This window comes from Runella sp. R0.1_18 (assembly GCF_057652155.1).
Genome location: NZ_JBYFCK010000003.1, coordinates 231,582 through 246,630 on the forward strand (window position 1 = coordinate 231,582; position 15,049 = coordinate 246,630).

Annotated in this window: 11 protein-coding genes and 1 riboswitch; of the genes, 8 read left to right on the forward strand and 3 right to left on the reverse strand. The window is 44.4% G+C overall.

Translation table 11 applies throughout. The features are described from left to right. Window positions 1-65 precede the first annotated feature (65 nt). Window positions 66-206: riboswitch (cobalamin riboswitch) on the reverse strand. A 272-nt stretch (window positions 207-478) separates the two neighbouring features. Further along, window positions 479-1,561 carry a Gfo/Idh/MocA family protein gene (locus AC23P2_RS06440; RefSeq protein WP_084332361.1) on the forward strand — a complete coding sequence of 361 codons (1,083 nt, stop codon included), beginning with the start codon at window positions 479-481 and terminating at the stop codon, window positions 1,559-1,561. Between the two features lie 212 nt (window positions 1,562-1,773). On the opposite strand, the gene AC23P2_RS06445 is transcribed toward AC23P2_RS06440, so the two are convergent. Both AC23P2_RS06445 and AC23P2_RS06450 read right to left on the reverse strand, forming a co-directional pair. Next, entirely contained in the window at window positions 1,774-4,359 is a 2,586-nt protein-coding gene (locus AC23P2_RS06445) for a glycoside hydrolase family 95 protein (protein ID WP_487772426.1), read from the reverse strand. Window positions 4,360-4,376: 17 nt separating this feature from the next. Next, window positions 4,377-7,286 (reverse strand): PVC-type heme-binding CxxCH protein, encoded by a 2,910-nt coding sequence (locus tag AC23P2_RS06450; RefSeq protein ID WP_487772427.1) that lies wholly within the window; start codon window positions 7,284-7,286, stop codon window positions 4,377-4,379. A gap of 231 nt (window positions 7,287-7,517) precedes the next feature. On the opposite strand from AC23P2_RS06450, the gene AC23P2_RS06455 reads away from it, so the two are divergent. From AC23P2_RS06455 to AC23P2_RS06485, 7 genes are all read left to right on the forward strand, one after another. Beyond that, window positions 7,518-8,015, forward strand: a complete 498-nt coding sequence (locus AC23P2_RS06455) for a peptide deformylase (protein WP_487772428.1) — start codon at window positions 7,518-7,520, stop codon at window positions 8,013-8,015. A gap of 99 nt (window positions 8,016-8,114) precedes the next feature. Further along, the gene (gene parS, locus AC23P2_RS06460; protein ID WP_487772429.1) at window positions 8,115-8,537 is read left to right on the forward strand and encodes a type II RES/Xre toxin-antitoxin system antitoxin; all 423 of its coding nucleotides are present in this window, start codon (window positions 8,115-8,117) and stop codon (window positions 8,535-8,537) included. 2 nt (window positions 8,538-8,539) lie between these two features. Continuing rightward, window positions 8,540-8,992, forward strand: a complete 453-nt coding sequence (locus AC23P2_RS06465) for an RES family NAD+ phosphorylase (protein WP_487772430.1) — start codon at window positions 8,540-8,542, stop codon at window positions 8,990-8,992. Between the two features lie 25 nt (window positions 8,993-9,017). After that, window positions 9,018-10,229, forward strand: a complete 1,212-nt coding sequence (locus tag AC23P2_RS06470) for a M20/M25/M40 family metallo-hydrolase (protein WP_487772431.1) — start codon at window positions 9,018-9,020, stop codon at window positions 10,227-10,229. 156 nt (window positions 10,230-10,385) lie between these two features. Next, window positions 10,386-12,716, forward strand: coding sequence for an efflux RND transporter permease subunit (locus AC23P2_RS06475; protein ID WP_487772432.1), 2,331 nt, complete (start codon window positions 10,386-10,388; stop codon window positions 12,714-12,716). A gap of 85 nt (window positions 12,717-12,801) precedes the next feature. Next, window positions 12,802-13,218: a XisH family protein gene (locus tag AC23P2_RS06480; RefSeq protein WP_487772433.1), complete on the forward strand. Its 417-nt coding sequence runs from the start codon at window positions 12,802-12,804 to the stop codon at window positions 13,216-13,218. Continuing rightward, window positions 13,203-13,541: an element excision factor XisI family protein gene (locus AC23P2_RS06485; protein WP_487772434.1), complete on the forward strand. Its 339-nt coding sequence runs from the start codon at window positions 13,203-13,205 to the stop codon at window positions 13,539-13,541. Before AC23P2_RS06480 ends, AC23P2_RS06485 begins: the two co-directional genes overlap by 16 nt. A gap of 51 nt (window positions 13,542-13,592) precedes the next feature. Here the strand turns inward: AC23P2_RS06485 and AC23P2_RS06490 are convergent, their stop codons facing one another. After that, entirely contained in the window at window positions 13,593-14,951 is a 1,359-nt protein-coding gene (locus AC23P2_RS06490) for a M24 family metallopeptidase (protein ID WP_487772435.1), read from the reverse strand. Window positions 14,952-15,049 lie beyond the last annotated feature (98 nt).

A 15,049-nucleotide genomic window follows, 5' to 3' on the forward strand; every position in this document is an offset into this window, starting at 1 on the left:
AGTTGAAAAACTTATTTGCTCTTTCCTTACCCACTGCCTGACGTCGGCTTCGACTCGTGAAAGCCTCCGTCAATTCGTTTTTGGCAAGTGTCTCGACTTATCGCTTTGGGCGATTTACGGTTGCACGTCAGTTCGTGAATTTCACACGATTCCTTTTTAATTCAGCAAAAACAAATTCTACTGAAACCAAAAACGGCAATTGATTGAAAGAACTTCTGCAAAGGTAGAGGGAGAATAAAATGAAAATATATAAAGTTTGTTTTTGTGTAAAAAATAATAAAAAATTATTAAATATAGGCAAATAAATAGATTTTAATACTATTATAATAAAATTTAATAGATAAAATATCTTTATACTGTCTCGTTATTTATTGCTCAAAAATTACGGTACCTCAACAGCCCATTTTGAAGAAATGATGGTATGTAAGAATGAATGATGTACTTTTACAGTTAAAACCATTTCCTTTCATTACTACCTATGTCAACATCCCCCAAACCAGTGCGCGTCCTTGTCGTTGGATGCGGTAACATGGGCGCCTCTCACGCCACAGCCTATCATAATTTTGAAGGTTTCGAAATCTGTGGTATTGTCTCAACAGGAAAAAGTAAAGAAGTATTAAACGAAAAATTAGGGGGCGGCTACGCGTTGTATTCCGATTATGCAGAAGCCCTTCAAGCGACTCAGCCCGACGCGGTTTGTATCTCAACCTACCCCGATACGCACGAAGCGTTTGCCATCATGGCCTTCGAGCACGGCTGTCACGTATTTATCGAAAAACCCGTCGCTGATACCGTTGAAGGAGCGAAGCGCGTGGTAGAAGCGGCCGTGAAAGCTAATAAAAAATTGGTGGTAGGGTATATTTTACGCCATCACCCGTCGTGGGAAAAGTTTGTAGAATTGGCGCAAACACTTGGTAAACCGTTGGTAATGAGAATGAACCTCAACCAGCAAAGCCACGGCTATATGTGGGACGTACACCGCAATTTGATGAAAAGCCTTAGCCCAATCGTGGACTGCGGTGTGCATTACATCGACGTTATGTGCCAAATGACCCGTTCAAAGCCAGTTTGGGTATCGGCCATTGGCGCTCGTTTGACTGAAGATATTCCTGCGGGCAATTACAATTACGGACAACTCCAAATCCGTTTTGAGGATGGTTCAGTAGGTTGGTACGAAGCAGGCTGGGGCCCGATGATGAGCGAAACGGCATTTTTTGTGAAAGACGTCGTAGGCCCTAAAGGTTGCGTGTCGATTGTGGCAAAAGATGCAGGTGGGGCGGGTAAATCGGACAACGTGGACGCACACACAAAAACGGAGTCGTTGCGTTATCACCATGCCGATATTGACGAAAACAACGCATTTACAAAACCTGATGAGTGGATTAACTTGACCGACGAGCCAGACCACCAAGAGTTGTGCAACCGCGAACAAGCCTATTTCTTAAAAGCGATTACCGAAGATGTGGACTTGACTGACCACATGGCCGATGCCGTAAATAGCCTTCAAATTGCTTTTGCGTGCGACGAATCAGTGCGTACGGGCGAAGTTGTTCGTTTGTAATAAGTAATTAAGCCGAATTAGTCGAGACTTTCCAAGTTTATAACTCTTCTGATTATCAATAGTATGAGCCTAAAACTTGGAAAGTCTATTTTTGCATCATCACTTAAGTAATTAAGCCGAATTAGTCGAGACTTTCCAAGTTTATAACTCTTCTGATTATCAATAGTATGAGCCTAAAAATTGGAAAGTCTATTATTGCACAAATACTTAAGTTACTTGAGCAAATGTTGTTTCTTTTTTTCTGTTTCAAAGTCCAACACAAATCCTTGATTAGCAGGTGTTATGTTGGACTTTGTTGCGTTTTTTATCATAGGTTTACCTGCGTCAATAAAACTAAAAAGAGGGTTGGGATTGCTCCCCGTTTGTGTTTGGATGTTCGTATTCTGAACGCTCAGGTTTTCGTTTGTTCGCACTCGGCAATGTCCGCCGTGTTTTGAATGAATCACTGCTTTGGTAAGTTTACCCTGGGCCCACTCCATGTCTATTTCAAACCCTCCGCGTGCTTTGAGTCCTTTTACTTTTCCTGTGTGCCACGCTTGGGGCAAGGCAGGAAGTAAATGAATTTCGCCCGCGTGGCTTTGCACAAGCATTTCGGCAATACCTGCCGTTGCTCCAAAATTTCCATCAATCTGAAACGGCGGATGCGCACAAAAGAGGTTGGGGTAAGTACCTCCACCCTGCATGTGCGTTGTGTAAGTTTTTATCAGTTGAAAGAGGTTAGAAAGGAGTTTTAGGGCGTGGTCACCGTCGTTGAGCCTTGCCCAAACATTCACTTTCCAGCCCATCGACCAGCCTGTTGCCAGGTCACCACGTCGTTCCATGACTCGCTTGACGGCAGCGGCGAGCTCGGGCGTAGTTTGGAGGTTGATTTGATTGCTGGGATGGATGGCATACAAGTGCGAAAAGTGGCGATGTTGGACATCCCCATCTTCAAAATCCTCTTGCCACTCTTGCAATTGCCCATATTTTCCGATTTGGTAAGGCAGTAATTGTGATAAATTTTTCTGCACACTTTGGGTAAAAGCATCATTGATTCCTAAAGTTTGGCAAGCTTCCACGTATCGTGCCATAGATTCGCGCACAATGGCCATGTCCATGGTAGGGCCAGGGCTAAAGGTGGCTTGTTTATTATCTTCATAAATGAAATTTTGCTCGGGCGAGTGTCCCACGGGCGTAACCAAAAAGCCATTTTCGTTTTTTACTAACCAGCCTTGGTAAAACTGAACAGCTCCTTTGAGCAGTGGAAACACTTCATTTTTCAAAAATGCTTTGTCGCCGTTAAATAAGTATTTTTCCCAAAAATGACTCGTGAGCCAGCCAGCCGCCATCGGCCAAAAAGAGCAATTGCAGTTGTCAATCGGTTCGCTGTGTCGCCATATATCCATGTTGTGGTGCGCCACCCAGCCTTCGTTGCCATACATATTTCGGGCGGTTTCTTGGCCATTAATAGCCAGTTCTTTGATGGCTTTAAAAAAAGGTTCTTGACATTCCGACAAGTTGGTCAATTCGGCAGGCCAATAGTTCATTTGGGCATTGATGTTGATGGTATAACCGCCATTCCAGGGCGGCACCATGAGGTCGTTCCAAATACCTTGTAAATTGAGCGGCTGCCCGCCTGGGCGCGAGCCTGCAATCATCAAATAACGGCCGTATTGAAAGTAAAGTGCTGAAAATGAAGGATCTTTGCCATTTGAAAAAAGAGAAACCCGTTGGTCGGTGGTCAATTGAGATTGTTCGGTTTCGGCAGCTAGTTGAATATCTACGCGGTCAAAGAGGGTTTTGTAGTCGGTCAGGTGGGTTTTATATAAATCCTGAAAAGTTTTGTTTTCAACGGCTTTCAAGTATTGATTTACCTTTTTTTTAGGGTCAACGCCCTCGTAAGCAGGGCTTTTATCAAAACCATTGTAACTCGTTGCGGCTGTTAAAATGACAATGACTTCAGTAGCATCGTTGACTTTTATTTTGTCCTTTTCAGCCTTCACAACGCCCCCTTGATTCCGAATTTTTACGCGGGTTTCAAATGACATCCCCAAACCTCCTATTTTGTCGTTGTACAGCATATTCTCAACCTCGGGCTTACGTTGACCATTTTTTTCGTAGAGTTCGGGGTATTTATGCTGGTCACCGAGTTTTTCTACCAACTCAAAACTACGCCTTAGGCCAAATCCTGGCACTCGGGCTTGCATAGACAAGGTATTGCTTTGGGCCAAATAAGTTGCCGTAGGGGTATGTGGGGTTGATAAATGAAAGGTTGCGTTTATTTTTCCACCTCCTTCTGCGGTCATTTTTAGAACAATGATGTGGTCGGGATAGCTCGCAAAATACGTTCTTTTATAAGTAGTATTACCCACTTTGTACTGCGTGGTAGCAGTAGCCGAAGAGATATCCAAACTGCGTTTGTAATCAGTAATGGCCGTATTCTGGTGGTTGACTTCTACCCACAAATCCCCCATCGGTTGGTACAATTGGTGGTTTCTTCCTAACCACTCTTTGGCAATGAGCGCTTGTGCTTCTTGGTACTTTTTGGCTTGCAGCAAATCGCTCACTTGTTTGAAATCTTTCCGAACGTTGATGTTTTTGAAAGTGCCTTTTGGGTCGCCCGTATATAAAGTGCCTTCGTTCAGTTGGAGGTGTTCTTTCAAGGGGTCTCCAAAAACCATCGCTCCCATAAAACCATTGCCCAGGGGCAAGGCTTCTGACCATTCGGAGGCGGGTTTGTCATACCATAATGTATGCGAAGTAGTTTGGGCAATAGCCCCCAACGATAAAAAAAGAAATACACTTATAATGAACTTCATTTGGGTGATTTTAGCTTTTAATTGAATTTCAATAGATACCCCGCCAAATCCGACAAGTCTTTTTCTTTAAGTCCTAACGAAGAAGGGTCGGGCATCAAGCTATTTTTTAGCTGCTGGCGTGAGGCAATTTGTGAAGCTTTAAGGCTATGGGTTTTTCCTGCTACATCTTTCAAAATCACCGTAACACCATCCCCCACCACAAAACCATAGTAGGTGTTTTTGTCTTTCGTTTGGATAATCCACGGTTCGTAGCCAAACGCCATGCTGGCACTGGGATTGATGATGGCATCTAGCAGCCCTTCTTTGTCAAACTTCTTCCCAATCAAGGTCAAATCAGGGCCAATTTCTTTACCATCTTGCTCAAAACGATGACATGACGTGCAATGCGTTTGGAAAATCTGTTTGCCTTTACCAAGGTCGGCGGGGAAACTTGCGGCTAAACTCACCGATAGTCCCTTCCCACTTGGGCGCGGAAAATAATCTCCCGCCATCATCCGAATACTGCGGTCGGGGTTATTAAAAATGGCCTGGGCTACAGAAGAGCGTAACTCTTTCGGAATTTTATTCTCACTGGCGGCGGCGAGCAGCAACTGTCCTCCAAAGACATCTCCAGCAAGCGTTTTGGCGGCTTCTTCGCGTTTTGCGATGGGTGTATTGGCGTCCATCATGATGTCTTTCCAAGCCAGCATTTGTTTTTGAGCGGGGCTGAGTTGCGTAGCGGCCGCTTCCTGCCAATCAAGCAGAGACTGCCAATCGTTGGTTTTACGGAAATTGACCCAATAAAAAGCTTGTTCGGCGACGTCTTTCAAGGTACTTTTTGTTAAATCAAGCATGGCAAGCGCAGCCGATTTGTCTTTGATAAACGCAATGGCCGTAATGGCTCTTTTGCGCTCTTCGGCAGAGAGAGTCGGAGAGAATGCTCGCGTTTTTAAATCAGCCAATGCTGCTTTTGGATGAAGTCGCCAGGCCATCCAAGCCTGTTGGGAAGTCCAATTAACGGCATTTTGGGGCCATTTGGGACGGATATCTTGAAAATAGCTTTCTTCTTTTCCGTCCAAAGCCGTTCCTAAAGCTTCTAAATAATAACGGTCTTTTCCATCAAAAGCAGCTTCGAGCGGCGAAACCAAACTTGCCATAGCAGTGTAAGGGACATCCCGCAACGAAATGGCGATTTCGCGGTTAAGTGGGAGGGAGGTCACTTTGAGCGCCTTTTGACACAAAGCCACTTGTTGCTCTATTTCATTTGGTGAGCTTGAGGGTGAAATATCGTGCTTTAGGGCTCGAAATGCCGCAGTTTGTAGCCGTGTGTTGGTGCTTTGAAATAGCAACCGCTCAACTTCGGCTTTTCCCGTTTCGCCCAATTGTGCCAAGAGCCAAACGGCGCGTGCTTGAACAAAGGGATTTTCATCCGTAAGTAGAGATTTGACTGCTGGAATTACTTTTTCTCCTTGGGCTTGCAAGGCCACAAAACCAAGGTTACGGACATTGATGGCGGGGTTTTTCAGGGCTTCAATTTGCCCCGTGACCGAACCAAGGTTGAGGGTGGGAGTGCTTAATTTTTTGCCTTTGGGCGTGATTCTGTAAATCCGTCCGTAGCCTTTTTTGTCGTGCATTTGGTGGCCGCCCACCACGGGGTCGTACCAATCGGCGACGTAAATAGCGCCATCGGGACCCGTGGCGGCATCGCTGGGGCGGAACCACTTACGTTTATCTTTTCCAGTTTCATGCCAAATGTAGTGTTCTTCGACTTTGGGAAAACTGCTGATAAAATCGACCCGTTGCGAGAAATCAAAACCAGCTCCTTTGGTTTTAGGCCAGTACGCCCATACCACATTTCGTCCTGCTTCACAACTGAGAACGGTACCTCGGTATTTTTCGCCCAAGGCGTCGCCTTCATACACGAGCATTCCTGTGGGAGAGCCTGCGCCCGTGTTGTCGCCTGCGACCAATACGCCTGGGTCTTCTTGGTGCCAGTGGGTTGTGAACATATCTTGGTTAGGTCGGCGGTCGGCTTGCCAAGTACGCGTACCATCGGCACTAAAATAGCCCGCGTTTGACCCCTCCATTACCCAGCTGGTGCGGCAGGTGACCACTTGGTCGTCGTTATCGTTTTGCCAATAATCACCGTAGCTGTCGATGGCGATTTCGTAGCTGTTTCTAAAATTATGCGCCATCACTTTTAAGCCCGTTCCATCAGGATTCATCCGCAGGGACAGGCCACCTACCCAAATACGGCCATCGTCACTTCTTTGATTGCCCTGATTTTCTTTGTTGTAGGGAGTGCCACCCGTATAAATACTGCCCGAACGCAGTGCCCAGCCACTTTTGTCTTTGACATTGTGTGGCCCTGCGTTACCTGTATTAAAATGCCATTTTCCGTCGGGCCCTGCCGTGAGTGAATGCAGCGAATGGTCGTGGTCGAGGCCACCAAAACCAGTCAAGAAAATCTCTTTTTTGTCGGGAACATCGTCTCCGTTTTCGTCGGTATAAATGATGATATTGGGGGCGCAGCTTACCACGATTTTGTTGCCAATGACCCCAATACCCAAGGGAGCAACCAAATCTTTGTCTTGGACAAACACCTTGGATTTATCAGCTTTGCCGTCTCCGTCGGTGTCCTCCAAAATCATCACTCGGTCGCCTTCGTTGAAGGTGAGCTTTTGGTCAGGTTTATTGTTAAAATTGCGGTAGTTGACGGCCTCGGTAATCCAAACCCTCCCTTTGGCGTCGATGTCCATGTTGGTGGGGTTGTAAAACATCGGCGCTTCGGCCCAAAGGGTAGCCTCAAGGTCGTCAGGAACATAGACACGGTTGGAATCGGCGGCACCTTCCGCTCGGTATTCGTTTTGGAGTGTATCCGTTCCTGTGAAGGAAAAAACCGAAACAAAACCCAGTAATAGTATGAGTTTTATTGCTGTATTTTGCATTTTGGCGAGGAGTTTGGCTTGAGTAAAAGGAATTCAAATCATATAAATCATAAAGCGAAAAGTGGCGTTAAGATACTTGTAACTTATTATAAAGAGTGGCACCGTGTTGTGCTGCCAGATTCTCAAATCTGGCAGAAGAGGTTTCTCAAAACCAACGGCACACATGTGAGAAACCGACTACACATAAAGGATTTAATTTACGTTTAACTGTGCTGAGATAAGAAGTAACAAATGAAAACATTAGCCGACTTAATCTTACTGGGAGACCCACGTTTGTATCAGGTGTGCGAGCCAGTCATAAAAGAAGACCAAGAACAGCTTTTGGGCTGGATTGCCGACCTCCATAATGTAATGCAAGAAGTGCGCACAAAGTACGGCTTTGGGAGGGCCATTGCTGCGCCGCAGTTGGGAATTATGAAACGGTTGATTTACATGAACATTGACCGCCCTGTGGTGTTTATTAATCCAGAACTGGTCAATTTGAGCGAAGAAACGTTTGAATTGTGGGACGACTGCATGAGCTTTCCCAACTTGTTGGTAAAAGTCGAGCGGCATAAGTCGTTGATTATTAAATATATGGATGAAAATTGGCAGCCGCAAGAATGGTCAATGGAAGATGCGCTTTCTGAACTTTTACAACACGAATACGACCACCTCGACGGTATTTTGTGTACCATGCGGGCCATTGATGCGCAGTCGTTTCGCTGGCGGCCTACGCCTTCAAAGTAGTTAATGGTTAAAAAAGTTGAGTGAAAAATAAATAAAAATTCTCTTTGGAGAACATTCGTGCGAAATTTGTCGTTAAATTTACGTCAAACGTCGTATGTTATGGTCGGGCTTAAATATTTTGGACAACATCAAATCACTGCGAAACCGTTGCAAACGGCAATGGACTTAATTTCGTTGAGTCGGCAAGGAATTTCAAAAAAAGCGTTGTTGGCTTTGGCGCAAAACCTTTCGTTTTCCCAACGAGAAATAGCTGATATTGTGCATCTTTCAGAGCGGACGTTACAGAGGTATCCCGATGAGAAACGCCTAGGGAAAGAAGCTACTGCTTATGCACTTCAGTTAGCTGCTTTGTACCAGTGGGGAGAGGAAGTATTTGGAGAGTTGGCTCGTTTTGTCGGCTGGATGAATTACCCCAATCCTGTTTTAAGTGGTAAAAAACCCACGGAATTACTGGATACACCTTTTGGCTTTCAATGGATTCACGACGAACTTACCCGTATTGCTCACGGCGTATTAGCTTAAAAATGGAGGTATTTCGATTGAGTAAAGCGCAGTATGCCAATGATTTGAGCGGAACGGGTGCGAAACTGGCAGGGGGACGGTGGAATAAAAAAGGTAGCGCAGTTGTATATACGAGTGGTAGCCGAGCCTTGGCAACTTTGGAGGTGTTGGTGCATATTCCTGCATTTTATGTGCCTTCAGAATATATCCTAAGTATCATTTGGATTCCTGATGGCGAAATAAAATCCCTCGACCAGAAACTCTTACCTGAGGATTGGTCGTCACTGACTCCGCCGATGGTTCTCCAAGAGTTGACCAACGAGTGGCTTCAAAGACAATCGTCGCTTGGGTTAAAAGTTCCATCGGCTATTGTTAAAGATGAATATAATTTTTTACTAAATCCACTCCATCCCAAGATGGAAAAAATAAAAGTGGTATCTCAAGAGCCTTACCGATTTGATCCTCGATTGCTTTAAACTATTTACTCATCACATTCTTCTAATGAAAAAAATACTATTAGTAGCTTGCTTGGCAGCGGGTTCATTGTACGCCCAAAAATCAGACATTTCTGCCAAAAACGTCCAAAAACATATTTCGTACTTGGCATCTGACGAACTGAAAGGCCGTGGAACGGGCACGAAAGAAGAAAAAATGTCGGCGGATTATATTGCGAAGTATTTCAAAGAAATTGGGCTTCAACCCAAAGGAACCAATGGATACGAACAGCCTTTTAAGGCGAATCTTGATACAGTACACGTATTAGACGCCCGCAATGTGGTTGGTTTTTTGGATAACGGCGCCGACCGTACCATTGTCATCGGTGCGCACTATGACCACCTTGGCGAAGGCTATCAGCGTGGCTCATTGATTCCCGACAGTAAAGGGAAAATCCACAATGGTGCCGACGACAACGCGTCGGGCGTGGCGGGGGTATTGGAATTAGCGCGCCACTTTGCCAAAAACAAAGTCAAAGAAAAACACAATTTTCTTTTTATTTGTTTCTCGGCAGAAGAACTGGGTTTATTAGGCTCAAAATACTACGCCAACAACCCTACCATCGACTTATCAACGGTCAATATGATGCTTAATTTTGACATGATTGGCCGTTTTGACGCCAACAAAGCAATTACTGTTGGTGGGTGGGGAACAAGCCCTACATGGGGACAAGTGATTCCACCCGTGTTGGAACGCGATAAAATGGCATTTAAAATTGATTCCGCAGGCGCGGGCGCTTCCGACCACACGTCATTTTATGTAAAGAAAATCCCCGTTTTATTCTTCTTTACGGGGGTTCATGGCGACTACCACAAGCCAAGCGATGACATTGAATTGATTAACTTTGAAGGAGAAGCCAAAATTCTCAATTCCGTAGTTGGGATTGTGAACGCCGTTGATAAACTTCCCAATCGCCTAGAATACCGCGAAACGGCCATGCCAATGGCCCGCAACATGAGTTTCAAAGTAACGATGGGGTTATTGCTTGATTATTCCTTCAATGGGCCAGGTATCAAGGTGGACGGAGTCTCTAAAAACCGTCCAGGAGAAGTGGCAGGTATCAAAGGAGGCGATTTGATTTTACGTTTAGATAAATATACCCTCAACACCATTTACGATTACATGGGAGCGTTGGGCAAATTTGAAAAAGGCCAAACCGTAGAAGCAGAAGTACAAAGAGGCGCGGACAAGTTGTTGCTGCCTGTTACTTTTAAGTAAAAAATAAGCTTGTAAATGCGAAATGCCTCGATGAAAATCGGGGCATTTTTATTTTCTACTTAGCTTCAATAAGGACAATAAACTTTACTTTTTTAGGCTGAATCACGGGAAGGCTGAGTATCTTTGCGACTTTCGTATAACAAAGCACCATTGCGTATGTGGAATAACATTGCTCAAAATATCATCAAATATCGGTTCATTTGGCTAGCTGTCATCCTGGTTTCAACGGTTTTTATGGGGTATGAAGGAAGTAAAATCGAGCTTTCGTACAAGTTTGCACGTATCCTTCCGTCCGACGACCCTACCGAAAAAGAATACCAGTATTTTCGGCAGCTTTTTGGGGAAGATGGTGCCATCATGGTCATTGGTTGGCAAGATGATAATCTGTTTGAGCTCAACAAATTCCGCGATTGGGAAGCGCTTGCGCAAAAAATTAAATCAACCGATGGTATAAAAAATGTACTCTCGCTGGGTAGTGTCTATAAGGTGGTTCGGAATGACAGCGCCAGCCGCTTTGACATCCTACCCGCCATGAAACAGCTTCCAACGACCCAAGCGGAGGCCGATACGCTAAAAAAACAAATTCAAAACCTGCCTTTTTATGACGGTTTGGTCTGGAATTCAAAAACCAATTCTACGCTTATTTTAGTCACCTTCAACGAAGCTTCGCTAAACTCAAAGCGCCGCTTGTCGATTGTGGAGGATGTCGCGAAGTTTTCAAACGAATTTGCCGTTAAGCACAATACCGAACTTCATTTTTCAGGAATGCCCTTCATCCGAACGACGATGATGAAGAAGATTTCGAGCGAGATGACGCTATTTATGATTTTGGCCGTGGTGGTGACAGCCTTTATTCTGTGGGTTTTCTTTCGTTCTTTCCGCCTTACCCTTCTTTCCATTGTAGTTGTGCTCATTGGGGTGGTATTTTCGATTGGCACTTTGCAGCTCTTTGAGTATAAAATTACCGCCCTCACGGGGTTGATTCCGCCGTTGTTGATTGTGATTGGTGTGCCGAACTGTATTTTCTTAATCAATAAATACCAACAAGAACTCAAGGCGCACGGCAATAAAGACGAGGCCATTGTTGAAATGGTGAAGCAAATAGGCTTGTCGATCTTGCTGGCCAATGTGACGACGGCGATTGGCTTTGGGGTATTTTATTTTACCAATAGTGCTTTGTTGGTGGAGTTTGGGGTGGTGGCGGCCATTTGTGTGATGGTCACGTATGTGCTTTGTTTGGTGTTGTTGCCCATCACATTGCACTACATGGATATTCCAAAAGCGCGTCATTTACGTCATTTGGATGGAAAATGGGCAGCTGGAATTCTCTCAAAAGTAGATTATTTGGTACACAACAAACGCCGCGCTATTTACCTTGTAATGGTGGCTATGATTTTGATTTCTGCCTATGGAATGACCAAAATCAAGGCGATTGGGTATGTGGTGGATGACTTACCCAAAAACGATAAAATCTACGTGGATTTGCGCTTTTTTGAGAAAAATTTCAACGGAGTTTTGCCTTTTGAAGTAATGATTGATACCAAACAACCCAACGGTGTCTTTGGAAATCAAGCCCGAACATTGTACAAAATTAAAGCACTCCAAAATGCGCTGGCTGATTACCCAGAGTTTTCAAAACCTGTTTCGGCTGTAGAAGCATCGCGCTTTTTGTACCAAGCCTACCGCGGAGGTGATGCCAAGTATTACGTACTTCCTGGGGCGATGGAGTTGTCGAAATTGTCAGATTTTGTGCAAGGACAAGGCCAAAATGGAGCAGGAGCGAAGCAGTTGAATACGTTTTTGAACAAAGACCGCAGCATTACGCGGGTGAGTTTTCAGATGGCCGATGTGGGTTCAGAACGCATCAAAGAGTTACTGAAAGAAATTCGTCCGAAAGTTGATTCTATTTTTAGCCCCAAAGACTACAACGTAAGCCTAACGGGTCATAGTTTGGTGTTTTTGAAAAGCAACGATTACTTGTTGGGCAATTTATACGAAAGCTTGCTTATTGCGATTGTCCTGATTGCTTTGGTTGGGATGATTCTCTTCCGTTCAGTGCCCATTATTTTGTTGTCAAAACTACCTTGTTTGATTCCCTTGGCTTTGACAGCGGGTATTATGGGCTTTTTTGACATTTACTTTAAGCCTACCACGATTCTGATTTTTAGTATCACCTTTGGGATTGCCTCCGACGGTACGGTGTATTTCTTGACGCGTTATCGCCAGGAAATTTACAAAAATGGTCATCCCCCAACGGTAGCAATTACCAAAGCGATTTTTGGAACGGGCTTGAGCATGATTTATACGGCGGCGATTTTGTTCTGTGGATTTGCCATTTTTGCTGCATCAAGTTTTGGCGGAACGGCAGCGATGGGGGTCATGGTTTCTATCACGCTTTTGGTAGCGATGTGTACCAACTTGATTCTGTTGCCAGCCTTGTTACTTTCGATAACCAATCGGATGAAGAAAGGGGAAAAACCTTCGTAATCGGCCAGAGGCCTGCGAATAGTCGCTCACTTCCTGAGAGTGGTGACTGTTCTGAAAAGCTGGCAAAATATAAAAATAGATTCAGATGAGAAAAGATGTTTTTCATTCTCATGTGCGATTCGCATTAGAAAAAGAAGGTTGGATTATTACTGCTGATCCTCTTGATTTAACAATTGGTGAAGTTGAGCTCTTTGCCGATTTAGGAGCTGAGAGGTTGATTGCTGCGACCCGAAATAATGAAAAAATTGCGGTTGAAATAAAATCGTTTATTGGACAGTCGCCTGTTACAGAATTTCACAAAGCGATAGGTCAATATGATAACTATATGTTTTCGTTGGAAGAAATTGACCCTGATAGAAAAATGTGGTTAGCTATTCCAGAAATTGCATGGAATGATTTTTTTCAGAGACCTTTTATTAAGAAAGTTATAGCAGCAAAGAAGCTGAATTGTCTTATATTTAACCATGAAACTCAAACGATTCAACAATGGATAAGACATTAACTTACCAAAAAATTATTCTTGACATACTGAAAGAATATGCTTCAGTAGAAAAAGTGTTAACTCCTGAGGTAAAATCACAAGTAGTAATTGATACAGTGAATCACCATTATCAATTACTTTCCGTAGGTTGGCATCGACAACAGTTTGTGTACGTTACTGCATTTCATTTTGATATTATTGATGGGAAAATATGGATTCAAAAAAATAATACGGACGTACTAATTGCCGACGAACTCATGGAACGAGGCGTACCTTCAACGGATATCGTACTCGGATTTATTGCTCCTACTGTTAGGCAATACTCGGGGTTTGCTGTGGCCTGAGCAAGTCAAATAAAAGCAAAGAGGCTGCCAGATCTGGCAGCCTCTTTGCTTTTATTTGACATTCGCTACTTTTCTGGGAATGGTAAACATTTCCTTTTGCCGACCGTCCAAATAACGAAACCCGTTGGCATCAAAATAGCCGTCTTCTTCCAACATAATCCGAATGGTCTTTTTCCATTCAGGAATTTCAACGGCCGCATTTAACTCAATGGAATAGGCGGTATTTTGGAACAATGGATAATCGCCCGTGCCAGGTACGCCCTGCTGCTGGTCCCACATCCCAATCGTAGGCCCTGCGGCGTGGCCGTGGACGCCAATTGGGTGAGAATAAATACTGCCTGTAATACCTTCTTTTTTAGCTTGTTCGAGCGATTCCAATAACATTTTGTTTCCCGTTGTTCCTACCTTAAAGCGGTCAGTGAGAATATCTTGCAGACGGTTACCTTGCGTAAAAGCCTTTTTCAAGAACTCAGGAATATCTGTTTCTCCTGGGCGTAGGACATACGCGTGTTGTTGTTGGTCGGTGTTTAAGCGTAAATACGTAATGCCAAAATCGCAGTGTAGCAAGTCGCCTGGCATGATGACCTGTTTGGAAGGGCGTTTTGAAAACGTGCGTAAATGGTCAAAGCTTTCAGGGTCAAGGCGTTGAATGTCCACCGTCGGATGGAACCACGTTTCAAGCCCCAAATCTGTTACTTTTTGACGCATCCACCAAACCACATCGTCGGTGGTGGTGATGCCAGGGTGAATAACTTTTTCCGAAAAAGCTTCTTCGATAATTTGGTGTGAAATACGGCAAATAATTGGATAAATGGCCGCTTCTTTTTCGCTACGCGTTTCGAGCCAAGCTACGGCGAGGCGGTCGGCTGAAACAATTTTTGCTTTTTGTTTTTCGGCCAAAGCTGCCATAAATTCCTTGTGTTCGGTGTAGGTTAGCCCATCAGAATGACCATAGTCTTTGGAGAAATTTAAGGCAATTTTCTTGGGATTTCGGTCATCAATTACCTTCGCAAGTGCCAGCCATTGGTTCGGCTGCACGTTGATATCCCACTCGCCTTTGAGCAAATTACCAACGTCGTAGCGGGCAATGGCCAGTTTTTCCAACGGTTTGTCCCCGCCTGCATCGTAAAAAACCATGATTGTACGGCGGCGCGCTGAAAGCCAAGTGCTCGGAAGCATCGTCTTCATGACGGGGTCTTCGTTGTACTCTCGCGAAATAATAATCCACATGTCAATTCCCTCACGCCGCATCAACTGTGGCAATAGGTTGTTGAAGCGGTCTTCTAAAATTTCATCCACAACGCGGGCTCGTTCGCGCTCGGGCAGGATGGGGGTTTGGGAAAAAGATAAAAAAGTAACTAAGCAGAATGCAATGGACAAAAAATGCCGAAGTAAAGGTTGTTTTAGCATAAGTGTTTAGGTTGGATGAATGTGTTGACAAAGATACGGGGAATGTTTGGGTTGCTGAAAGCCTGTTGTTACTTTTACGGCCATTCTACTTTTTAACC

Bases quoted from the DNA above. Each gene is read 5' to 3' on its own strand.
- AC23P2_RS06440 (WP_084332361.1), top strand. From the start codon at position 479: ATGTCAACATCCCCCAAACCAGTGCGCGTCCTTGTCGTTGGATGCGGT.
- AC23P2_RS06445 (WP_487772426.1), bottom strand. From the start codon at position 4,359: ATGAAGTTCATTATAAGTGTATTTCTTTTTTTATCGTTGGGGGCTATT.
- AC23P2_RS06450 (WP_487772427.1), bottom strand. From the start codon at position 7,286: ATGCAAAATACAGCAATAAAACTCATACTATTACTGGGTTTTGTTTCG.
- AC23P2_RS06455 (WP_487772428.1), top strand. From the start codon at position 7,518: ATGAAAACATTAGCCGACTTAATCTTACTGGGAGACCCACGTTTGTAT.
- parS (WP_487772429.1), top strand. From the start codon at position 8,115: ATGGTCGGGCTTAAATATTTTGGACAACATCAAATCACTGCGAAACCG.
- AC23P2_RS06465 (WP_487772430.1), top strand. From the start codon at position 8,540: ATGGAGGTATTTCGATTGAGTAAAGCGCAGTATGCCAATGATTTGAGC.
- AC23P2_RS06470 (WP_487772431.1), top strand. From the start codon at position 9,018: ATGAAAAAAATACTATTAGTAGCTTGCTTGGCAGCGGGTTCATTGTAC.
- AC23P2_RS06475 (WP_487772432.1), top strand. From the start codon at position 10,386: ATGTGGAATAACATTGCTCAAAATATCATCAAATATCGGTTCATTTGG.
- AC23P2_RS06480 (WP_487772433.1), top strand. From the start codon at position 12,802: ATGAGAAAAGATGTTTTTCATTCTCATGTGCGATTCGCATTAGAAAAA.
- AC23P2_RS06485 (WP_487772434.1), top strand. From the start codon at position 13,203: ATGGATAAGACATTAACTTACCAAAAAATTATTCTTGACATACTGAAA.
- AC23P2_RS06490 (WP_487772435.1), bottom strand. From the start codon at position 14,951: ATGCTAAAACAACCTTTACTTCGGCATTTTTTGTCCATTGCATTCTGC.